Source organism: Bacteroides sp. AF29-11 (genome assembly GCF_003602895.1).
In the GTDB taxonomy this organism is placed as follows: domain Bacteria; phylum Bacteroidota; class Bacteroidia; order Bacteroidales; family Bacteroidaceae; genus Bacteroides; species Bacteroides uniformis.
The window spans coordinates 9,954-30,046 of sequence record NZ_QTLY01000013.1; the positions used below are offsets into that span (position 1 = coordinate 9,954).

Consider the following 20,093-nt stretch of genomic DNA (forward strand, 5'->3'; position numbering starts at 1 on the left):
GCAAAAAAAGAACCGTTTTCTTTAGTACAGAAAAAGGGTCGTTTTGTGAAACAAAAGATTTTTGGTTAGGCTATAGACCCGTCCAATGGGTTTTTCCTCATTGGACGGATATTTTAGATAGAAACAATAATTTCTTTAGGGATTCCTGTATAATATGCTATTTTTTCTACAGGAATATTATCTTCTCTCATTTTTATTATAATATCAATATTTTCTTTAGTAATAGAAGAAGGTATAAACGTAAATAAAATGTCTGACAATTTGCTTATAGCCTTAATAACTTTTTGTTTGTCAGATTCTTTTTTTAAGTCTATTTCACTGAAAGTTGAAAGTTTATCATGCAAAATAAGATAATATATTCCTCCTATTATTAGTGCAGATATAGTTACAATGTCAATATCTGTATTGGAGAATATGTTTGAGAATTTTTGGCATAAAGGTAACGTGTGCAATTCCCGTAGTTGAGCGGTACGTTGACTAGTTTCATTGTTATTAGCTAGTTCCCATTTTAGAAGTTCTTGCATGATTTTATTTTCTGATAAAGATTGAAATAAACCTACAAGAATGTTCATATATAGTGCTTTATCGTTACTAGATTGTTTTTGTGATTTTACAATATCGCTAAACCAATAGTCGTATTTTTTTACATACTCGTCAATGAACTTATTCAAATCATCATATCTGTTATAGAATTGTACAGGCTCAATTTCAGCTTGTCGCATAATACCTGTAACTGTTAGATTAGAAAATCCTTCAGTTTCAATTAAATGGGTTGCCGCATTAATAATGCTTTCCTTTATGTCTTTGGCACTTCTTCGCTTTCTCCTTTCTTTCATTATTATTTTATTTTTATGTTCTTATTTATATCATTAAGAGTATTGACTAAAGATTCTAATTGTTCAAGTTTATGCGTGGCAAGAACGCTGACCCTTAATCTTGCTTCTTTGGTTCTTACAGCCGGATATACAATTCCAATTGTAAAGATACCTTTTTCTTGCAACATTTTAGCAATTTCGTAAACCTTTTTATTATCTCTTATCATAATAGGAAAAATAGGGGAAACAGATTTTCCTATGTCGAACCCTTCTTCTTTCAACCGTTTTCTAAGATAGTTCGTATTTTCCCAAAGTTTGGTTCTTATTTGTGGTTCTTTTTTTATAATCTCTAAAGCTTTTAGTATGGATGCTGTGACTTGTGGGGTAGGGGCTGCTGAAAACACATTGCTGTCCGCATAAAATTTCAAGTATTGTATTATCTTCTTCGAAGCTGCTGCAAATCCCCCTACGCAACCAAATGACTTGCTGAATGTGCCAGTAATAATATCAATTTGACCTAAACAGTTATAGTATTCAGCTGTTCCTCTGCCATTGGCTCCCATTACTCCTATTCCATGTGCATCATCTAACATCAGCATGGTTTCATAAGTCTTGCAAAGAGTAATAATTTCCGGAAGTAAAGACAAATCCCCATCCTGGGAATATACACCATCTATTATTACAAGTTTAGTTTGATATTGCCCTTTGACTTCTTTTAGTACCTTCTCCAAATATTCTAGGTCGTTATGCCCAATTCGTTTTATATTTGTTCCTTTTAGTCCAGCCATTGCGCTTGTGTGGATATAAGGGTCTATCAATGCAATATCATTTTGACCCAATAAGGCTCTTAGTATTCCGGCATTTGCTCCAAATCCGGAAGAAAATAAAATAGCTTCTTCTTGTCCTACAAAAGAAGCTATTTCTTTCTCTAGCTGTTGGTGTATGTCGAGATAACCACCTATTACTTGTGCAGCGCAAGCACCTGTTCCATATTTTTTTATAGCATCTATACCTGCTTGTTTAGTTTCTTCTCTTTGTGACATACCTAAATAATCATTAGAAATAAATGCAATAACAGGTTCGTTGAAGCCTTCAATTGCCATTGTTGAACCGATACCTGTATGTGAAGTTATCCAATAGCTTTTACATCCGAAATCATTTAGTTGCTCAATGTACTGCTGGAAATCATTTGCTCTCTCAATAGCATTTTTCCCATAGGATAGTTCAAAGTCTTTTAATGAATGATAAGTTTTTTCCATATTAGTATAATTTAGATTGTATATTGCAAAAATAGCAAATATATTATGTTTTTAAGCATTAACAGTGGAAAAAACAATATAATTCTTATATTATATACAATTTGTATTGTATATTTGCGATATGCAAATGCATTTGCTGAATAATTACTAACTTAAAAATATCGTTTTATGAGAAAACAAATTTTAATTTTATTAGGTTTCTCTTTTAGTCTTATTGCTTGTCAGCAAAACGAAGAGATTGGTTCTGTGGAGGATAATGCCAATCCAAACGAACTTACTACTAGAGCTGCTTCTATGAGAAGGGTTCCTACACAAGCGGAAAAGGATAATCTTAAAAAGGATTTCCCAAATTTAGATGTAAATAATATTTCTGTAACAGGAGAAGCAACAGGTACATATAATTGTATTGCTTATTCTATGGGGATAACTAACAAATGGATTGACCCAGAATCTTTTTACAATGATTTTATAGAACAGTATAAAAATGCTAAAACTTTATATGGTTCGTCTTGTAATTATGAACAGACTAGTACAGAAGGTAGCAATGCTACTGTTGATGGTTGGGGAACAAGTAGTATAGATATGACTCATGGAAGTGTTGTATATAGTAGCGGTACTTGGGAGTCAAAACTTGGGCGTTATTTGCGTATTACCCATAAAAGGAGTGAGCTATCTGGCACTTTGTATGGTAGAATTTTGGTTTCTTTTATCGAGAGTAGAACAAAGACTGATATGTCGGAGATAAAGGAACTTGCAAAACAGATAGCACAAGAAGATATTGAACTTTCTGATGCAGAAAAACAAGCTGTCATTGATAAAGCTGCAAATATTAATTGTGAGGTAAAGACTAAGTTTAACGATTTGTTTAATTCATGGAACGAAGAAATTTCAATAAATCCACAAACTAAATATAGTTCAAGTACTCTCGCTTATACAACATTACCACAGTTTAAAGAAATGCAAGCGATGGGTAAAAATATTATTCCGTTAATAATGGAAAAACTTTTAGATGAAGATAATTTCTTTTTGCTTCCTCTATATGATGCTATACAGACTGATTCTCAATTAAAAATAAGCTATAAGAAAGGTGATGCAAAGATTCTAGAAGGAGAACAGAATAAGGCTAAAAGAACAGTTCGTCTTTGGCTAAGTCTTTCGGGAAATTAAGTAAAATATAACTGACTTTTTGGGATAAATAGCTCTTAACGTAATATGCTGTAAGAGCTATTTATATATTTACCTAAAAGTTTTTGGCATCATGGATTTGTTTTCTCTTCGTCCTTTTGTATATGTGGCGTATTCGCGTGCGTCAGAAAGTAAATCTACGTGAACTCTATTGTGTATTTGTTTCTAAGGACATAATTTTAAAACTATATTTATGAAAAAAAAATTCTATTCTTTTTGGGGCGTAAGTCAATTATTGGTAGGAGCAATGACTATTGGTCTTGTCTCTTGTGAAAAAAGTTCTGAACTTTTATATGATTTTTCGGAAACATCAGAAAGTTCAATCCAGTCAAGAGCTATCTCTGTTGCTGACTCTGTGAGTCTGTTTTCTAATATAGATGAGTTTAAAAAAAAGCCAGAAACGAAATCTTATTCTTATTATCCTGAGACAGATGAATTTTATTCATCAAATATGTATGCTGTTAGAGAGCTTCCTTTTGCGTTGAAAGTCAGAGGAGGTGGAGTGGTTGGACAGCCTTATCTTTCTACTCAAGGAATGAGAAAAGAATTGATACTTTCAGCTTATAGTTCTTCAAAATTCTATTTAAAGATTTTGCCACCTAGTAGTGGAATACCATATTTGATTTATTCAAAGTCTTATAATAAGCCATTGGTTTGTGGTCAATATAACAATGACCCAAACAATAAACTTGTTTTTGTTTGGGACTCGGAAGATATAAGTTCTGGAAGTTGGGACCTTATACCATCAACATATAAAGGATATTTTAATATTGAAAATCAGACATATTTAGGAACGGCAGACCCCAATAATCCTTGGAGTGTGTTTAATTATTCTATAGAAGTAAAGAGTAATGGGCAGGTAGGGTATGCAAAATATAATAAGCAACCACAGCAAGAGTTTCTATTAGAGTTTCAGGATAAATTTAAAGTAAAAGAAATAGCATTTGAACCTAAAGCTGTAGTGACGGAATTAGACCCTGTTGTTGTGTATTCAAATGGTCAGACAGGAGCAGTTGCTGGACCATCAAATATTACAATTTATGCAAAAAAAGATGTAAAAGATACTTCTTGTTATACAGAAAAAGGAGCTTTGAAAATTCCAATGGCAAATGAAGAACAAATGTTTTTACGTCCTGCAATAATAGCCGGGCAATTTATTGCCCCTGGCAATTTTAGTAGTGGGGAAATGCCTGATTCAACAATATTTTTGCCTAGAGCTCCTTATACTTCCACAACGTATGAGATACCTAAAACATTATCGGTGACTATTCCGGTAGAAGTTGATGAGCCATCTTTAATTAAAGTAACGACTTATTTAAAGAAATATAGTGTAAAGGCTGACTATACTATTACTATGACTTATCGTAATGGAAATGAGGCTAATGATAGAGAAGTTAAATTTAAAGGTTCTTGGTATGGAATAATAAATACTACATCAAAGGCAAAACCAGACGAAATAGTAACAATTCCTTTAGAAGAATATATGAAAAGTTTATCTAATAATAATCTGCAATAAGAAAAGATTATGAAATCAATATTATATATAATAATTTTATCTGTTATAGCTCCATTGTTTATAGCTTGTTCAGAGGATTTGAACTTATGCGCACAGCAAAATACAGTGGTTGAAACTGATTATTCATGTGATGATGTGATTCTTCAAGAACGTAATCCATCTCTTCCAGATGTTATTACAGGACAACCTTCTTTTGATGAAGAGTTGACAAGAAGTGGTGAGATGATTGGGGGAACTGATAAATATCTAGGTTATGGTTATAAATTGCTTAAGGGGAATTATATACCAAGTGATTTTGATAACTTTACGCATTCCATACTTGATATTGAATCTCTAAAAGAATATGATGAATCATATATTGATGAAAATTATCCTAACTGGAACGACCAGTCATCGTTTGCTTATTATGATTTTAATAATTATACGCATTTTTCATCAATAAGTAAAACTGTGAAAAGTGGATTTTCTTTAAATCTAGGATTTTTTTCTATAGGGAAAAAGAAAACGACAACCGAAACATTTAGAACTTTTATTAATGAATCAAAAGAACAAGCTTATGGGGAAATGAATATATTGTTTGCTCATGGCAAATTTACCTTGTTAAGTTCCAATGGTTCTAATAAAGTGTTTGCAAGGCAGTTTTTAAGAAGGTCTTTTATTAATAATTTATATACCTCTCCTATATCATCTATCATTGATTCATATGGAGATTTTGTTGTTGTTGGTTATTATACAGGTGGAAGAGCTTTTGCGCAATATATGGGTAATGCGGATTCAAATACGAATGTTGAACAGAAAACTAAATCCTTAGAGAAAAATATTAATGCTTCACTTGTATATAAAGGTGATTCACTTAATGGGTCGTTCGGATTTAATGGAAAGGATGGTACTTTTGATTCTACAGTTTACAAAAGACAAGATATATTTATACGTGTAAAAACATTGGGTGGTATTCAAGATGAAACAGGTGTAGTGAATACTACAATGGCACTTAAAGACATAAATATAAACTTGCAATCTTGGAGAAAATCATTAAATGATTCAAAAAATCATACAGTGATTGATTTAATAGAAGAAGGATTATATCCAATGTCGGATTTTGTACTGGAAAGAAACTTTCAAAGACGTTTTGATGATACTTCTAAGGAAATTCTTCTTCCTGTTACAAGACTTTATACTCCGTCTATTACGATTGCAAGAGTATTGACAAAGACATCTGCTTCGGGAGAAAGTTTATATGATGTAGCTGCTGTGTTAACAACAAGACAGGGTGACCAAATAGTATTGAGTAAAAGTAATGCTACGGATGCGGAATTAAGGCAAAATGAAGATGATAATGTTTTTATCAAAAAAGCCCAAATTATATCGGCAGAAATATCAAGGTATTTCAGCTCTGATATTCAGATAAGTTATAATACTAGAAAGCGTATTAATCCTCAAATGCGTTCTCCGCTATGTATGGTTTTGGAGAACTTCAATGAAAAAGGTTTCTGTAAGTACTATCATGAGGCAACTAATATGGAATATTTATACGACCCAACTACCAAACTCTGTTTTTCATTTTTTGCAGATGAAAGAGATGAGAGTTTGCTGGAAGTATATGGTCTTAGTTCATGGGCTTCTAATTTAGTAGAAAAACAGATTTCAATAGCAACATTAGCAAATCTATACACAATTATAGGATTGTAATTTTGAAGTCTGGTATTTATATTAATATAATCTATTTTAATACATGGTACATTATTTTAAACAATCTTGCTTATTAATGCTTTGGGCATTATTTTTAGTAAACATAAGTTTTACAAGTTGTGATGATAAAAATCCAGAGGTACAAATAGGAGAACTTACTCCCCAAAAACTATATCAAACCTCATGGCGTGGTACAGGTCGTTGTGATGCTTGGGTAGTTCCCAATATGGGAGTAGGTATGCAATTTATAGATACTCAATCGGGGAAAGTAAATTGGGAAAGTTACGATGAAATTGATATTACTTACAAAATAGAAGGAAAATATATCATATTTAATAGCAATGCTTTATATTTAGGTGGTGCTCCTTGGGTTATTAAAAGCTATACCCAAAAACATATAACTCTTATACAAAATGAAGCAAGTCCAGATAAAGAGAAAGTAGCTATAATAGAATTAGATAGGATAGATTGATTTCGATTGTATTGTTAAAAGGTATGTATTTGGATGCTCTCTTTTCATATTATAAGTATTTGTTATTATACTGGTATCATTTTTATGAAATGGACATAGGGAAAAGAAGATTCTCGTGTTGCTCTTTCTGGGTTTCGGGGAGTGAAGGATATTAATCACATATTCATATTATTTATATATAATATGGCATTTTGTCCTTCTTCTTTTTCCCTATAGTTTTATGGTATCAATTCTTTGTGTCCGGCTTCCAGCAGCTTTTTGTATTTGGTATCAAAAAGGAGTTCTTCAGGGTGTACCAGGGACGATAATTCGGTATCATTTCATCATGCTATATACGCCCATCAGTGCCAGAACTCCAAAAGAATAGGTATCACAAATTCTTTAAAGTAATATTGGAAAATAAAAGAGAGTATTTTGTACTCTCTTTTATTTTATTAGGGCTGTAATAAATTGATGGCTTTTTGAAGATTAGCTTCTAGCTCTTTTTTAGCGTTTGACATAGCATCCTCATAGTTTTTTTCTGATTGTCTTATAATTTCTATTATAACAGAATTATAATTGGCTTTTTGCGCTTCATCTTCTTCTGTATTAGAAATCAGATAAAACTTTTCACTAAATATTAAATCTATAAAAACATAGTTAGAATAAAAATTCAGCACTTGAAATAAAAGTTTTAGGCTGCCCCCTTTTCCTAGTTCAAGATTTGAAATCGCATTTTGTTTACAGTTCAGCTGTTCTGCTAATTGAGCTTGGGAATATCCTATATGCTCTCGGATTTGCTTTAACCTTGTGCCTAAAATTGGTAATGTAATGTTATACATATTGTTCTATTACTGTTTCTACTTCGTCGTATATTCTCTTAAAGTTTTTTTGCAGTAATTTCTCTCTATTATCTGCTGTCCCAAAGTTATATACTTTTGGCAGTTCTTTGTAGGCTTCTTCTTCTTTCTTAATTTTTTTTAAATCTAAATTGGTTTTGCAATGGTACATCGCTGTTGGAAAATTATCTTCTTGTCCAAAATCTAATGCAACTTGCCCTACTAATGTACCAGCTTGTAATGAAGATATTTTGGATGCCGGGATAACAAAATCCATTTGTTCATTCATATTAATTGTTGTTTCGTTTCTTCTGATAGTAACACCTTCTTTTACTTGCTTAACTTTTCCAAATAGTTTTTGTAGCCAATCTAAAGTTTCAGGAGCTTTAGCTTGCCCGGATAAAGTGTTACCTATAATAGAAGTTATAGTTTTTGCGGTAGCTTTGCCGTATTGTTCTTCTAATTGCGGTAGTTCCTGTAATCCCAAACAAATTGAAACCTTATTGCTACGTGCAGTAGAAAGTAGTGTTGCAAGTTGATAAAAATATAATGTGGGACATTCATCTACTATGATTGAAGTAGGGTAGTTACCTTTTGTATTGACAAGTCTAGTTAATCGGTTAATGATAAGTGCATTTAAAGCACTATTCATGCTTTGTGTTTTAGGGTTATTTGCAATGATAAGATAACTAGGGTCTTTTTTATCTGATACTTTTAAATTGAAATCATTGCCACTAAATACCCAAAAAGATTCTTTAGTAGCCAGTCTTGATAACTGTACTTTTAGACTTGCCATCTGTCCTTCTAATTGGTCCACTGCTCCTGATTTATATGCAGCTTCAAATGGGGAAACTAGTGATTTTAATTCAGGTTCGGAAAAGAGGACTTTAAAAAGTACGTCATATTCTTGATTAAGGAAAGCCAGTACATGCGGTAAATCTGAATATTTGCCATTCTCGTATCTAGACCAAAAATAAATAGAAGCTGCTAACAAGTTTACTGCTGATGTTTTAAAAAAATCGCTATTACCTCCACTTCCTTTGTCGCCTTTTTGTAAACTCTCATATAATGCTTCTGCCGTTTCTGTTGCATCTGCTAGGATTTCTATATATTCTCGTTTCAATGGGTTTATTCTTCTACTATATTCAATATCAGAAAAATTAATGACATTGAACTTGAAATTACTTGGTATTTTTCCTAATTGCTTGTTCTTTTGATAATTATAATATGCAATTTTGGCAAGTTCAGGAAATTTGAAGTCGTAAACAACTTCTGCAAATCCTTTAGCTGAATGTTGTCTTATAAAAGAATTTATAACAGAAAAAGATTTACCACTTCCAGGCGTTCCTATTACGAAAGTTCCACGAAAACAGTTACATATATTCAGCCACCCATTATGCCACTTTCTATTGTAGAAAAACTTCATCGGAATATTGACAGAGAATTCTGTTTCTACCTTGTCTTTAGATTGTTCAAAGCTTTCATTCTCTATATTAAATCTATCTTTCATAAAGTTTGATTTAATACGTTTGGAAATGTTATCTAGAGCTGAATTTATTAATGTCGCTCCAATTATTGATAGTATAATGTAAGCTATATTATACCATTCTAAACTAGTTTCTCCTTTTTCTTTAAAGAAAAGAAAGCATATACTTCCAAAGAACATTATGAATCCAAAGATTAAAGGAAAAATGATTTGTTTAGTCGGGTCTAATTCTAAATCCTTTTTTGAACGTGTTCCAATGCAAGTAACCATTATAATAAAGAATGTAAATAGTTTACTATAAAGAATATTAGAATAGATAGGAATTTTTGCCATTTTTGATAATAAGGGCATAATTTGTTCACTAAAGGGAAAATGAACAAATAGTAGAATCTCTATGCAAACAGTTATATAAATGAATGCTTGCATGAATCCATATAGTTTTTGTAATTCTTTGCTTTCTTCCATGATTTAATCGGGTATTTTAACTTTTTCAGGTTCCTCACATTGAAAAGCCTTGAAATCTTCTATAGCTAATTTCAAGTCTTCTAAAAAATTGCTATTGCAACCTTTTTCTACTGCTATCTGGTAATATGCTTCCATTGCTTGGACGGAACAAATATCTGTTCCGCATATTACAAAAGCTGGAATGTCTTCTAATAGGCACTTGTGTAATAATCTTTTTTGGTCTTTCATTTTATTAATTCAAATGAAAATACCACTCTTTTATGCAGTGAGAGTGGTATTGGTTTTTATTTTTTGGTATCATAATAATGTTCTCTTATCGTCCATGCCGGGCAGAACCCGGAAAAGTACGGTATCAAATACCTTCCCGGTTTCTCTCCAGTGCAGGCAGAAAAGGTATCAATTCTACTGGTAATTTTCCTGTCCGAATATATGTTGAACCATTGCATAATTTTCACCACTGTTAGACTTATGCAGCTTATCATCAATAAAAATTTTTACTTCGACTGTCTTAGGTAGCTGTAAATTTTCAAGGTTTTCTTCATCTTTAGGTATAGGGTAGGCAGATAGCCATAAATATGTTCCTTGTTTGGCTTCTTGCTCAAATGTGAATGGACTTTCTACAATAGTTTCTTTGGCAGCTTCTTCGGGAGCTTCGGAAGAAATATCTACTCCTACTGTATAATGTATTAGAAGTTTGAAATTTTCTGGGTCGCTTACGGTAGCTTCATAACGTACTTTTCCTGTATCTCCTGTAGGTGGAGTATCAGGGTCGTTGTTATCGTCTTTATTGCATCCAGACAACATAAGGCTTAAACCAATCATTACTAATGATAAATACTTTTTCATATTGTTTCTTTTAAATAGTTGATAATTCAATGTGTATCGTTCCATTTGCAGCATTATATGCTACTTCCTCAATATTGGTGAACCGTCTTATTGATTCTTTCCATTCTTCTGTTTGTGGATTGTGGTAATATTCTTCTTCTAATAGACTTATCAAATTATTTATTTGTTTGTCAGATAGATAAATCTTTTCTCCAACCCTTGGAACTACAGGTAATTGGATTGGTATAGAAATATTGTTCACACCATCTATAGGAATATGGATGTTTATTTCTATCATAGCCATTTCATGTTTAGTATATTTTTGGACGGCTTAAATTTAACAACTTCCTTTTCTGGAACTTCTACAGGTTCTCCAGTTGCCGGATTTCTAGCTATCCGAGCTGGCTGAATAATCTTTTTGAAAGTACCAAAATCTTTTATAGAAACATCTTTTTCTCTTAGATTTTGAGATAATTCTTTGAAAAAACTATCAATTATTTCTGCTACTTCTTTTGTTGGTTTATTTGCCTTTTCAGCAACCATTTTGATTAAATCAGTCTTATTCATTTGCATATCAATAATATTTAATTACTTAAATCACTTAAACAAATTTCAGGAATAATTTGGGTATAGTCTTCTGTATCTGGTCTATAATGTATTGATTCAACTATATTGACCTCACAGATAACATCATATACCCATGCTTTAAAATTCCCTTCTAAATCATCTTCACCATCATTGAATTTATTAAAATCACTTTTAGCTTCATCTGTTAGATATTCTAATAAATTTTGATAGGTAAATTCATTCTGAAACATTATAATGTGAGGTGAAATTTCTTCGCCTATCCTTGGAAGATGCGGAAAATTCCAATCACCCTTTACCTTCATTCCTCTCTCTTTAAAAAAATGGCTATAAATTATAAATTCTATTTTCATATTAGTTTTATTTTAAAATCATCGTTCAGTACAAGCTTTCTTTCCATCGGTTGCCCGTTTTTATCATGAAATCCAGTTAACACAGGTGTTTCTTTTTTCTCGCAAAGTTCTATTGCTTCTTCGGGAGTTATAGAACGTCCTGACATTTCACGCCAAATGACAAAATCACATTTTATGGCTTCATTTCTATAGTTGGAACAATTATAGGCTTTTTTGTTTATATATAAGTTTCCTCCACACTTAGGACACTTACACAATGTATTGTCAAAAGAAATATCTAAGTTCTCTGTTAGAACCAGCCGTGAAGAAAAATCATTTCCTTCTCTTGATTTAAATCCAGTCATAAACGGTGTTTTTTTTCCTCTGGCAAGTATTTCTGCTGCTTCCAATGGTATTTCTCTTTGTGCAATAGTTTTGGGTATATAGAGGTTACAAACTCTGTTGTTGTCCTTGTCCTTTTGTGAATACCCTTTACAAGCATATCCATTTAGTAAAATTTCAATTTCTCTACCACACACAGGACACGGAGTTTCTAATACTTCATTTACGAAAGAAGGAATAACGATTCCATTTTCGATAGTCAGATATGCAGAAAAAGGAACTCCTTTTTTATTATGGAAGTCATGAAATATATCTGTTTTCCCTGTTGTTATTAATTGCCTGGCTATTTCTTCTGTAATCTCTTTTCCCCAATATGAATGATAAATATTAAATGTACATTTGTCATTCATGTTTTTGAAGTAATTACAGGAATATCCTAAACTGCCTTTCATTATGTGTCCTTTCTGGCAAATAGGGCATAAGCCTAAATCTTTGATTGTATCATTATCCATTTAATATCCTCCTTTACTAATCCATTTAATACCGTTTAAAATATTATCTACTTTTTGTTTCCCACTATTTACATATTTAAATTGTCCGGGTACAAGTGTTTTTAGTACTCCAGCCCTTTTAGCGGATTTCATTTGTCGGCATACAGCGTATGCAAGTCCTCGCATTCGTCTAAGTTCATTGACCACATGAATACATAAATCTATCCTTTGCTTATTATCCATAAGATTTTTTTCACCGCCTTGCAATGCTATATTGTTTATGTATATCATTAAATCTACACTTCGACTGATAAGCTCATACTCTGTTTTTGCAATTATGGTTAATAATTTAGGGTCTCCAACTGCATATTTAGCTGCTTCGGATTGGTATTTAGCTATGTCTCTAGCTAAGGTTGAAGCATAAATAATATCTTTTCCATTTTTCACAACTGCATTAACTGTAGAAAGATAGTTGTATGTCTTCTCCTGTAAGGATTGAATTTGATTCATTTTTTGTTGGATTAAAATTTGAAAGTTGCGGATTTTTGTTTCCTCACTTTGTATGTCTTTCAATACACCTTGTTGCTCCTGATGGGAATAAACCAATGTTCCAATCATTACCGGGTCAATGACAATAGATTGTGCTAGTCCTTTTATGTTGCCTAACAGTAACATTAGGGAAAAAAATAAAAGCACTCTTTTCATATCATTATCTGTTTGTAAATTCATATATTCCTTTTTTCTTTTTTTGTTCTTCTACTCTATTTCTGATGGTTTGAATTATATCACTATTAGCTTTAAGACCATTCATCAGTAGTTCTGGTGTTGATTTATCGCCAGAATAAATGTAGATATTGGTGTTGTTTATTAAAGACTGGATAAAACTTTGCTTTTCTTCATAATCATATACACGATATAATTCTATGTAGTTAATCCTTTTTGAAAGCACTCCTTGATATATTTTTATTTGCTCTCTAGTTATAATCCATTTTGTACAAAGTAACATTGAAATATATCTGTAGAAAATTATAAATATCAACAATACTAATATCGTTCCACTGATAAATTTTAATAATTCATGTTCTCTTATATATTTACTAAAAATGAATACGAAAATCGCTAATGTGATTAAAAGGAAATTCTTCATTAACCAATATCGGAATTTAGGCTTTAATATAATATCATCAGAAGCTATGTTTGTTCCATCATTCATAACTTAATACTTTTTTTTTGTTCATGTTGTTTCATTAGAATTTCATTGAAATCTTTTGCTTTTTCTGCTTTATGAGAAATCATAGGAGCTATTATTTTGCTTTTTTCCCTAAAACTTTCTAGTGAAACGTCATTTTTGTTAATAGTGAATTCTCTACCCTTAGTTTTAAACAGCACATCATCTTTATTTTCTTTTATTGTCATTTCTGTATTACTAATGATTCCAGACACTTTAATGTCATACAAATTACCGTTTAAATCATTATCAAAACAGGTATGTACTTTAGCTTGTGGGTATCGCAATAAAGTGTTTTTTATTTGATTAACTGAAATGTACCCTCCTACACTACAAAAAACACTTTCTTCTAATTTGATTTTGTTAGCATTGAGCTGATAGAAGCTCATAGCATCTAAAGCGGATTCTGCAAAGTATATATGTTTTGCCATTTGGGGGTGTGGGCAAAAATCAGCAATCCAAAGCGAGTTACTTTTATCACCTCCGGCAGCCATTCCTTTGAATCCATAGTTTCTTAATTCGTAATTTGTTACTTTGTTGTCTTTATCTTTTGGATTAATATAGGGAAAACCTATATTATAATAATTGCCGTTTCCTTGTAAGTCTTTAACCCTTGTGATAAATGGTAGAAACTTTTCTACGACTTGATGATTTATATTTCTTTCATTTGTGAGAAATCTTAAATCAGCGAGTGTAGTAGGAAATTCTTTATATCTATCTCTGTCAAAAGATTTGTTTTCTGCTTTTACAACTTTGAATGCTTCATATTTAGGACTATAAGGCTCATTTGCGTAATGTCCTAAAATCATATTGATTCGCACAAATGTATTTTGATGTTGGAATTGTGGGAAGTCGTTAATATGATTTTTGATGAACTGAATTAAATCTCCACCTTTATAATTCCTATCATAGTAGTGTTCTTGTACACTATGAGGATTCTTGATGATGATTTCATCCAACTTGTTACCTGCTCCGTCTGTCAGTTTAAAAACAGGCGAAACCTTTCCTTTGCTAATGTCTTGTTTATATCCTAAATCTTCAAGTATTTGAATGATGGATATTTTAGCCTTATAATCGTCAAATGTTAGCATAATATTATAGTTTCATTGTTGGAGTATCATTATTTTTTCCGTAGGTTCTACCATATCCGAGAATAGATGCTTCTTGCTTCGCTGTTGCTTTAATAGAACTATCTATTTTATCCATTTGGGTAGATATTTGTTCTCCGACAGTTTGTTTAGTAGCTTCCCTAGAGCTGGAATATGTTTTTTCTACTTCCTTGTAAGAAGCATAATCTTTAGAAAGTTTATGTTTCTCTAAAAAGGCAGCCATTTCGGTGGGTTTATCTTTAAAAATTTCATCAATCCCTTTAGCTCCTTTTTGGGCTACAAACTCTAATCTTTCTTTATCAGATATATATCTTTCTTTCCCTATTGTTTGTTCTTTCTTTTCAGTCGCTTTAATTTCTATAGTATTTGCATCTTTGATTGATAATCCATTTCTGGCATTCAAATCTAGTTTTACTTTTGCAGCTTTGTTTAGTTCCTCGTTTACAATGGTAATTTCTTTTCCATTTTTGAGATTTTCTTGCTGCATAGGAGTAAGCTCTATTCCTCCAAGTTTTTGGGGAATATGAATGTCTTTTGCTTTTATTGATACTATCTCATTAGTATCTTTGTCACGTTGGTGCAATGTTCTTTCTCCTTTTGAATTAGTCTTTACTACGACATTATCAGCTTTTAGGGCTTTTATTTCATCCTTAGTAAAGGATAAATCATTTTTTATTTCTTGTCGTTTAGGAATGAGCAAGATAGCAATCCCAGCGATTGGGTAAACTACTGTAATAGCTGCGATTGCTAGTTTTCTAGCATTGATACCATCAATTTTGATGCGTTTACCTTCTTCTTTGAAATCAATTTCGTTGGTTTTTAATTTAGATTTATTTTCAGGTGTATTCTCGGCTGTTATATATTTAAGAGTTGTTGCTTTCCCCTCAAAATGGAGTTTTCCATTTTCTGTTTTATAAGACACTTTTTCATTGTCTAGAAGTGTTCTATTACCGGGAGTATCTTCAATGGAAAAATTTAGCATACCTGTTTTTTTCCCATTTTTGATGTTTGCAATATCTTCGGGGCTTAAATTTTCCGGTTTAACTCCTACTTCATTAAACTTGTTCCAGTCTATATCAACATATGAACCTTTACCATCTAGGGTTTGGTTTTGTTCATAAGCATATCGATAAAGGTCTTCTCCTTTATATGCAATTTTATTTTCAAGGTCAATGACTGTAAATCCGTCTTTATATCCTTCATTCTTGTTAGTACCTTGTTTTATATCATCCCATTTTATAATTGCAACATTGTGGTTTTCTCGTAAATATTGGCTATATTCTTGGAAATTATTGCTAGCTTGTTCTTTATCAAAGAAACTGATTATTCTTTCTTTAGATTGCTCTAATAAAGATTCTCTATTATCTCCTAAATTGCCAAGTTTAAGTGTATTCAGTGGATAAGTATATGTTTCATTACCTTTGGAAAAGGTAATATCACCATTCCGATATTCTTCTGAATATCCAAGAATTGCTGCTATTGCTCGGAATTGTCCGGCATTTTCATAACTATATTGCAAAGCTTCAAATTTTTTCTTTTCTTCCATTTTATAATTTGAATTTATGTTCTACTTTAGATTGCGATTCATTTCCAAGTGTTGTTTTTTGTCCTTTCATGTATTCTATATATTCATTTCTGTTTTTATCAGTATGAATAGTTCCTATAATTTGTGGGTTATGCCGGTCATAAGCTATTTTCTGTTTCTGCTCGAAGTCTAGGAATTTTATTCCTCTTGGATTATTTAAATCTAATCTTATGGCAATTTTTTCTTTGTCAACATTCAAAATTAATTCCTTACCTGATTTTAGAGTTTCCTTTTGTTGCTTATCCAGCTCAACACCTTTTATGTTTGAAGGTATTGAAATACTTTTGATTTTTGTTTTAAGCAATTCGTTTGTTTCAGGGTCTAATTGTACGAGATATTTTTCATTGTTAATAGTTTTTGTTATTATCTCGTTATCTTGAAGTCGTTCTAACTCCTTTGGTTTAAGGTTTATATCATTCATTATTTCTGGTCTGACTGGATGAACTTTAACGCCAGCATTGTTGCTATCTTTCCAGTACAAACTTATTTTTCCTTTCATACTTATTTCTTCTCCATTATTATCGTGAAAAGAAAGGTCTAGTAAACTGGTTCTCTTTCCAGATAATAGAGCTGTGATATTTGCCTTATCCAAAGACCATATCTGTTTTTTTGATATTCCTATTAGTTCTAATTCTTTATATGGAATATCATTTTCATTAAAAATAGCTTGCTTTTTATCCATGTAATGTATATTTTTGCTCAAAAGTAATAAAAATATCAATATGAAGAATAAATTTATCATGTTTTTTACTTATTCATTGTTTTTTTCAGTGAATGGCTACTGTCAGTTTAATACGGTATTACAGAAAAAGGATATTCCTAAAGCGGAACCTGTATTAGCAACGACAGAAAATAAATTGATAGAAGAAAAAGAAAAGGCTGTTGTCGTCAATGATGCTTTGACTACAGAACGACTTGCATACTGGAAGCAAAGAAGGTATTTATCTTTGCCCATTGATTCAATGGTGATAACTTCCCATTATGGTAAAAGAAAAGACCCATTTACTGGAAAAATAGCAAATCATAGAGGGATAGACCTTAAAGGCAACAACGACTATGTTTATTCGATAATGCCGGGAATGGTTGTAAAAACAGGAAAAAATAAAGGGTTGGGCAATTATGTAGAAGTGCGTCATGGTGATTTTACTTCTATCTATGGGCATTTATACAGTGTGCTTGTAAATGCGAAACAAGCTGTTGAAGCTGGGCAACCAATAGGCATTAGTGGAAGTACCGGGCGCAGCACAGGAGAACACTTACATTTTCAAATGGAATACAAAGATAAAACTATAGACCCTAAGCCAATTCTTGATTATATTAATGAGGTAATCAGAACCGTTAAAGGACAAATTTCACAGCAAATAGATAATGAGTTAAGACGCAAATAAATAGAAAAAGAGGATTGGAAAAGCCAGTCCTCTCTTTTTGGAAGAATCAGAAGAAACCTTTTTTTAATCCTTTTTCTTGTCTTTGAACTTTTTCTAGTGAAGATTGAAGTTGTGACAGAGCTTCTTTCATTCCTTTTTTTACTTCAGGATTCGTTACGGATTCAATAAGCTCTTTTCCTCTTTGAATGTTAGTGTTAAGTATTTCTTTATTCTTCATCTGTTTTGAACGACTTTCATCTATAAAAATAGATGGCATACTTTTGCAACTCCATTCACCATTTACTAGATTGAAATCTTTAATTCTTTCTTTCGCTAAGTAGGTGTGGATAGAAATCTTATCTACAGCCTTATCACTGTATAATTGATTTGCAGATTTCATTAGTCCATTTACGGCTTTGTTATGTGAATCAATATCGGCTAATCGTCCTTGTCCTTTACTTAGTACTTCTTCTTGATACCTGTTGTAAAGTCCTAGTTGGGTAAACTCCTTGGGGGCTGCAATAATATATGCTTCAACTCTAAATCCTGCATCTTTAAATTTTTGTGCTGTCTTTAAAGGTACATCTGGATTTCTCATAGTTCCTTCTATAATAATATTGCATTTCCGTTTAATGGCTTCTTCTATTAGTCTTTCTGTAAAAACGCTAGAAAAAATCTGGGTTTCAATGGGGTATTTAATAGGGTCTTTTATTAGTTCCTTATTGGGGTGAAACTGTCTGTAAAGGTCACCATTAACAGTGAGAAAATCTAAGTTAGGATGGTCTTTCTTTGCAACATTTATAAGAGTGCTTTTTCCGCAAGCTGGTTGTCCACCTAAGATTATAGCAATAGGCTTTTGTGATGATATATTGATGTCCTCAAATAAGCCATCTTTTTTTTGTTCAAAGATGGCTTCTACTTCATAGCGTTGCATAATATGCTTTCAATTTAGGTGCGTAATAGTTTTGTATCTTATCCATGACTGATAAGCGCACATTTTCAGAAACTTCAAACTGCAACAATCCATTTGCTATTTTTTCTTCTGTGTTGAGAACAGAAAGTTCTTTTTGCAGTATTTTTTTTCTGTTTTCATCCTTCTCTTCTGATATTTCATCTATCTTCATCATGCGGAGTGTCCCGATAATGTCGAGCGCAACATCCAAGCTCATTTCTTTATTCATGGTTCATTATAGTTTTATGATTTATACTTCAATAGATTCTGTGAATTTTAATAATGGAATAACTTTCACTGTATGAAATGAAAGTTGGTTAAAAAGCTTATGGGTCTTTAGCATTTCAATCGCTGCATCAGCCGTAACAACACCTTGTTCATAAAGCCGGATTGTTGCATATAACTGGTCATTGGCAACGGGTCCCATTATTAAATCATAGCTGTTTTTTCCTTTTCCTCTGCGGTTATTAACTACAAACTCCAGCCACTCTTTTGTAGCCCCATCAAATCGAAGGACTGAAAACTCTCTATCAAGAATATTATCGGGGACTTCATAAACTGAAACGACCGCTTTTTTACCATGTTCCCGATTTCTTTTGAGTATTGCCCACTTCTTAGCCTGTTCAAAATTAGTTGTCGTATAGAATCCTTTTCCAAAGTCAGTAGCTTTACGCCCTTTCTGTATATTAGGGGATTTGACGGTAACTGTTGAGCCGTGATATAGTTTCATGCCTTTTTATTGATATAAGTTATTATAGTATCTAATATATACTCTGTATCTTGTGTGTGCAGCATTTCAAAATTTTCATATAGAAATTCAAAAATGCCATGATTGGAAAACAGCAAAAGAGTTTCTTTAGCACTTATATTTTTAGTTTCCCTGTAATTTTCAGCACAAAACATTTGAAAAAGCAATATCTTTGGATTGTCCTTTTGTACTTTCTTCTGTTCTGTTTTCTCTTTTTCTAATGCTTCATAAAGTGATAATGTACTTGAATACCATAGTTTTGTGTTCTCGTCCAATAATGCCTTGTACAAATTGGAAGAATATATATAGTATAACGCATCTTCTAAAGGTAGCGTTTTTCTTTTCATGACTGTATCAACCAATTCTCTCATAACAAATGGGAGCATAGCCGAACCAAGTTCATTTTGATATGTTTGATTAGTTTCCATAACTATTTATTTTCTAATTTTATATAGCTATCTTGCTGATGTCTTTAGCAAAGATAGAGAAAAAACAATCATCATAGACCTATTGTATTGATTAGTTTGTAAATAGGTTCTTTGTATTTCTTTAGATTTTTAATTTGTATAACATACTTATTGATTCCTAACTCATTAAAGATTTCTGCGTACATTTTTATTATGGATTTTCTGTAGTAGATGGTTAATCCTACTATTGCAATGCAAATAAAAATCAAATAGACTAGTTCACTATACGCATAGATTGCTAATACAAAAATTCCACCCATAGCCCATAAAAAGCTACTTAAAAGAAATCTTAAGATATTCATGATTTTGTTTGCTGTTCTTTATACTGGCAGCCAAACCAGCTTTAAAAGTTTATTT

The 20,093-nt window shown here is 31.9% G+C and carries 24 protein-coding genes; 5 read left to right on the top strand and 19 right to left on the bottom strand.

Translation table 11 applies throughout. The annotated features are described in order from the left end of the window. Positions 1-113: 113 nt before the first annotated feature. Entirely contained in the window at positions 114-836 is a 723-nt protein-coding gene (locus tag DWZ03_RS19190) for a TetR/AcrR family transcriptional regulator (protein WP_007559082.1), read from the bottom strand. Between the two features lie 2 nt (positions 837-838). Beyond that, complete coding sequence (locus tag DWZ03_RS19195; protein WP_007559081.1) at positions 839-2,074, bottom strand: aminotransferase class I/II-fold pyridoxal phosphate-dependent enzyme; 1,236 nt, start codon at positions 2,072-2,074, stop codon at positions 839-841. 168 nt (positions 2,075-2,242) lie between these two features. Between DWZ03_RS19195 and DWZ03_RS19200 the strand changes: the two genes are divergently transcribed. The 4 genes from DWZ03_RS19200 to DWZ03_RS19215 all read left to right on the top strand — a co-directional run bounded on the left by DWZ03_RS19200 (position 2,243) and on the right by DWZ03_RS19215 (position 6,936). Beyond that, positions 2,243-3,241, top strand: coding sequence for a hypothetical protein (locus DWZ03_RS19200; RefSeq protein WP_004295351.1), 999 nt, complete (start codon positions 2,243-2,245; stop codon positions 3,239-3,241). A 211-nt stretch (positions 3,242-3,452) separates the two neighbouring features. After that, complete coding sequence (locus DWZ03_RS19205) at positions 3,453-4,775, top strand: hypothetical protein (protein WP_005647361.1); 1,323 nt, start codon at positions 3,453-3,455, stop codon at positions 4,773-4,775. Between the two features lie 9 nt (positions 4,776-4,784). Further along, on the top strand, positions 4,785-6,464 hold the full coding sequence (locus DWZ03_RS19210; protein ID WP_007559167.1) for an MAC/perforin domain-containing protein: 1,680 nt from the start codon (positions 4,785-4,787) through the stop codon (positions 6,462-6,464). 76 nt (positions 6,465-6,540) lie between these two features. Then, on the top strand, positions 6,541-6,936 hold the full coding sequence (locus DWZ03_RS19215; RefSeq protein WP_004295347.1) for a hypothetical protein: 396 nt from the start codon (positions 6,541-6,543) through the stop codon (positions 6,934-6,936). A 434-nt stretch (positions 6,937-7,370) separates the two neighbouring features. Here the strand turns inward: DWZ03_RS19215 and DWZ03_RS19220 are convergent, their stop codons facing one another. The 13 genes from DWZ03_RS19220 to DWZ03_RS19280 all read right to left on the bottom strand — a co-directional run bounded on the left by DWZ03_RS19220 (position 7,371) and on the right by DWZ03_RS19280 (position 16,884). Further along, complete coding sequence (locus tag DWZ03_RS19220) at positions 7,371-7,757, bottom strand: helix-turn-helix domain-containing protein (RefSeq protein ID WP_007559164.1); 387 nt, start codon at positions 7,755-7,757, stop codon at positions 7,371-7,373. Then, on the bottom strand, positions 7,750-9,705 hold the full coding sequence (locus tag DWZ03_RS19225; protein ID WP_004295345.1) for a type IV secretory system conjugative DNA transfer family protein: 1,956 nt from the start codon (positions 9,703-9,705) through the stop codon (positions 7,750-7,752). The genes DWZ03_RS19220 and DWZ03_RS19225 overlap by 8 nt, the downstream gene beginning before the upstream one ends. 3 nt (positions 9,706-9,708) lie before the next feature. Next, positions 9,709-9,933, bottom strand: coding sequence for a hypothetical protein (locus DWZ03_RS19230; RefSeq protein ID WP_004295344.1), 225 nt, complete (start codon positions 9,931-9,933; stop codon positions 9,709-9,711). 174 nt (positions 9,934-10,107) lie between these two features. Further along, a complete protein-coding gene (locus tag DWZ03_RS19235) occupies positions 10,108-10,551 on the bottom strand; it encodes a hypothetical protein (RefSeq protein ID WP_007559162.1) in 444 nt (147 codons plus the stop codon). Positions 10,552-10,561: 10 nt separating this feature from the next. Continuing rightward, complete coding sequence (locus DWZ03_RS19240) at positions 10,562-10,834, bottom strand: hypothetical protein (RefSeq protein ID WP_004295341.1); 273 nt, start codon at positions 10,832-10,834, stop codon at positions 10,562-10,564. Beyond that, positions 10,825-11,103: an HU family DNA-binding protein gene (locus tag DWZ03_RS19245; protein ID WP_004295340.1), complete on the bottom strand. Its 279-nt coding sequence runs from the start codon at positions 11,101-11,103 to the stop codon at positions 10,825-10,827. The genes DWZ03_RS19240 and DWZ03_RS19245 overlap by 10 nt, the downstream gene beginning before the upstream one ends. A gap of 11 nt (positions 11,104-11,114) precedes the next feature. Beyond that, positions 11,115-11,468 carry a hypothetical protein gene (locus DWZ03_RS19250; protein WP_004295339.1) on the bottom strand — a complete coding sequence of 118 codons (354 nt, stop codon included), beginning with the start codon at positions 11,466-11,468 and terminating at the stop codon, positions 11,115-11,117. Then, positions 11,465-12,301 (bottom strand): topoisomerase C-terminal repeat-containing protein, encoded by an 837-nt coding sequence (locus DWZ03_RS19255; protein WP_007559158.1) that lies wholly within the window; start codon positions 12,299-12,301, stop codon positions 11,465-11,467. The genes DWZ03_RS19250 and DWZ03_RS19255 overlap by 4 nt, the downstream gene beginning before the upstream one ends. Next, positions 12,302-13,009 carry a hypothetical protein gene (locus DWZ03_RS19260; protein ID WP_007559156.1) on the bottom strand — a complete coding sequence of 236 codons (708 nt, stop codon included), beginning with the start codon at positions 13,007-13,009 and terminating at the stop codon, positions 12,302-12,304. It abuts the gene before it with no gap. Beyond that, the gene (locus DWZ03_RS19265) at positions 12,990-13,493 is read right to left on the bottom strand and encodes a PH domain-containing protein (protein ID WP_005647342.1); all 504 of its coding nucleotides are present in this window, start codon (positions 13,491-13,493) and stop codon (positions 12,990-12,992) included. Before DWZ03_RS19265 ends, DWZ03_RS19260 begins: the two co-directional genes overlap by 20 nt. Continuing rightward, entirely contained in the window at positions 13,490-14,599 is a 1,110-nt protein-coding gene (locus DWZ03_RS19270; RefSeq protein WP_007559154.1) for a toprim domain-containing protein, read from the bottom strand. The genes DWZ03_RS19265 and DWZ03_RS19270 overlap by 4 nt, the downstream gene beginning before the upstream one ends. A 4-nt stretch (positions 14,600-14,603) precedes the next feature. Next, entirely contained in the window at positions 14,604-16,163 is a 1,560-nt protein-coding gene (locus DWZ03_RS19275; RefSeq protein ID WP_007559152.1) for a DUF3945 domain-containing protein, read from the bottom strand. Position 16,164: 1 nt separating this feature from the next. Next, the gene (locus DWZ03_RS19280; protein WP_029425721.1) at positions 16,165-16,884 is read right to left on the bottom strand and encodes a DUF4099 domain-containing protein; all 720 of its coding nucleotides are present in this window, start codon (positions 16,882-16,884) and stop codon (positions 16,165-16,167) included. A gap of 40 nt (positions 16,885-16,924) precedes the next feature. On the opposite strand from DWZ03_RS19280, the gene DWZ03_RS19285 reads away from it, so the two are divergent. Beyond that, complete coding sequence (locus tag DWZ03_RS19285) at positions 16,925-17,590, top strand: M23 family metallopeptidase (protein ID WP_007559149.1); 666 nt, start codon at positions 16,925-16,927, stop codon at positions 17,588-17,590. 46 nt (positions 17,591-17,636) lie between these two features. On the opposite strand, the gene DWZ03_RS19290 is transcribed toward DWZ03_RS19285, so the two are convergent. The 4 genes from DWZ03_RS19290 to DWZ03_RS19305 are packed head-to-tail and all read right to left on the bottom strand — an operon-like array spanning position 17,637 to position 19,697. Then, positions 17,637-18,503 (bottom strand): zeta toxin family protein, encoded by an 867-nt coding sequence (locus tag DWZ03_RS19290; RefSeq protein WP_007559145.1) that lies wholly within the window; start codon positions 18,501-18,503, stop codon positions 17,637-17,639. Continuing rightward, positions 18,490-18,750 (bottom strand): hypothetical protein, encoded by a 261-nt coding sequence (locus tag DWZ03_RS19295; protein WP_005647331.1) that lies wholly within the window; start codon positions 18,748-18,750, stop codon positions 18,490-18,492. The genes DWZ03_RS19290 and DWZ03_RS19295 overlap by 14 nt, the downstream gene beginning before the upstream one ends. A 21-nt stretch (positions 18,751-18,771) precedes the next feature. Next, positions 18,772-19,251 carry a DUF3990 domain-containing protein gene (locus tag DWZ03_RS19300; RefSeq protein WP_005647329.1) on the bottom strand — a complete coding sequence of 160 codons (480 nt, stop codon included), beginning with the start codon at positions 19,249-19,251 and terminating at the stop codon, positions 18,772-18,774. Beyond that, positions 19,248-19,697, bottom strand: a complete 450-nt coding sequence (locus DWZ03_RS19305; RefSeq protein WP_010539473.1) for a DUF3791 domain-containing protein — start codon at positions 19,695-19,697, stop codon at positions 19,248-19,250. Before DWZ03_RS19305 ends, DWZ03_RS19300 begins: the two co-directional genes overlap by 4 nt. Between the last annotated feature and the right edge of the window lie 396 nt (positions 19,698-20,093).

What these genes read in the sequence shown, in the direction of transcription:
- DWZ03_RS19255 (WP_007559158.1), bottom strand. Translation starts at nt 12,301, where the DNA reads ATGGATAATGATACAATCAAAGATTTAGGCTTATGCCCTATTTGCCAG.
- DWZ03_RS19190 (WP_007559082.1), bottom strand. Translation starts at nt 836, where the DNA reads ATGAAAGAAAGGAGAAAGCGAAGAAGTGCCAAAGACATAAAGGAAAGC.
- DWZ03_RS19290 (WP_007559145.1), bottom strand. Translation starts at nt 18,503, where the DNA reads ATGCAACGCTATGAAGTAGAAGCCATCTTTGAACAAAAAAAAGATGGC.
- DWZ03_RS19270 (WP_007559154.1), bottom strand. Translation starts at nt 14,599, where the DNA reads ATGCTAACATTTGACGATTATAAGGCTAAAATATCCATCATTCAAATA.
- DWZ03_RS19250 (WP_004295339.1), bottom strand. Translation starts at nt 11,468, where the DNA reads ATGAAAATAGAATTTATAATTTATAGCCATTTTTTTAAAGAGAGAGGA.
- DWZ03_RS19220 (WP_007559164.1), bottom strand. Translation starts at nt 7,757, where the DNA reads ATGTATAACATTACATTACCAATTTTAGGCACAAGGTTAAAGCAAATC.
- DWZ03_RS19280 (WP_029425721.1), bottom strand. Translation starts at nt 16,884, where the DNA reads ATGGATAAAAAGCAAGCTATTTTTAATGAAAATGATATTCCATATAAA.
- DWZ03_RS19200 (WP_004295351.1), top strand. Translation starts at nt 2,243, where the DNA reads ATGAGAAAACAAATTTTAATTTTATTAGGTTTCTCTTTTAGTCTTATT.
- DWZ03_RS19210 (WP_007559167.1), top strand. Translation starts at nt 4,785, where the DNA reads ATGAAATCAATATTATATATAATAATTTTATCTGTTATAGCTCCATTG.
- DWZ03_RS19240 (WP_004295341.1), bottom strand. Translation starts at nt 10,834, where the DNA reads ATGGCTATGATAGAAATAAACATCCATATTCCTATAGATGGTGTGAAC.
- DWZ03_RS19260 (WP_007559156.1), bottom strand. Translation starts at nt 13,009, where the DNA reads ATGAATTTACAAACAGATAATGATATGAAAAGAGTGCTTTTATTTTTT.
- DWZ03_RS19215 (WP_004295347.1), top strand. Translation starts at nt 6,541, where the DNA reads ATGCTTTGGGCATTATTTTTAGTAAACATAAGTTTTACAAGTTGTGAT.
- DWZ03_RS19275 (WP_007559152.1), bottom strand. Translation starts at nt 16,163, where the DNA reads ATGGAAGAAAAGAAAAAATTTGAAGCTTTGCAATATAGTTATGAAAAT.
- DWZ03_RS19205 (WP_005647361.1), top strand. Translation starts at nt 3,453, where the DNA reads ATGAAAAAAAAATTCTATTCTTTTTGGGGCGTAAGTCAATTATTGGTA.
- DWZ03_RS19195 (WP_007559081.1), bottom strand. Translation starts at nt 2,074, where the DNA reads ATGGAAAAAACTTATCATTCATTAAAAGACTTTGAACTATCCTATGGG.
- DWZ03_RS19235 (WP_007559162.1), bottom strand. Translation starts at nt 10,551, where the DNA reads ATGAAAAAGTATTTATCATTAGTAATGATTGGTTTAAGCCTTATGTTG.
- DWZ03_RS19300 (WP_005647329.1), bottom strand. Translation starts at nt 19,251, where the DNA reads ATGAAACTATATCACGGCTCAACAGTTACCGTCAAATCCCCTAATATA.
- DWZ03_RS19230 (WP_004295344.1), bottom strand. Translation starts at nt 9,933, where the DNA reads ATGAAAGACCAAAAAAGATTATTACACAAGTGCCTATTAGAAGACATT.
- DWZ03_RS19265 (WP_005647342.1), bottom strand. Translation starts at nt 13,493, where the DNA reads ATGAATGATGGAACAAACATAGCTTCTGATGATATTATATTAAAGCCT.
- DWZ03_RS19285 (WP_007559149.1), top strand. Translation starts at nt 16,925, where the DNA reads ATGAAGAATAAATTTATCATGTTTTTTACTTATTCATTGTTTTTTTCA.
- DWZ03_RS19245 (WP_004295340.1), bottom strand. Translation starts at nt 11,103, where the DNA reads ATGCAAATGAATAAGACTGATTTAATCAAAATGGTTGCTGAAAAGGCA.
- DWZ03_RS19295 (WP_005647331.1), bottom strand. Translation starts at nt 18,750, where the DNA reads ATGAATAAAGAAATGAGCTTGGATGTTGCGCTCGACATTATCGGGACA.
- DWZ03_RS19225 (WP_004295345.1), bottom strand. Translation starts at nt 9,705, where the DNA reads ATGGAAGAAAGCAAAGAATTACAAAAACTATATGGATTCATGCAAGCA.
- DWZ03_RS19305 (WP_010539473.1), bottom strand. Translation starts at nt 19,697, where the DNA reads ATGGAAACTAATCAAACATATCAAAATGAACTTGGTTCGGCTATGCTC.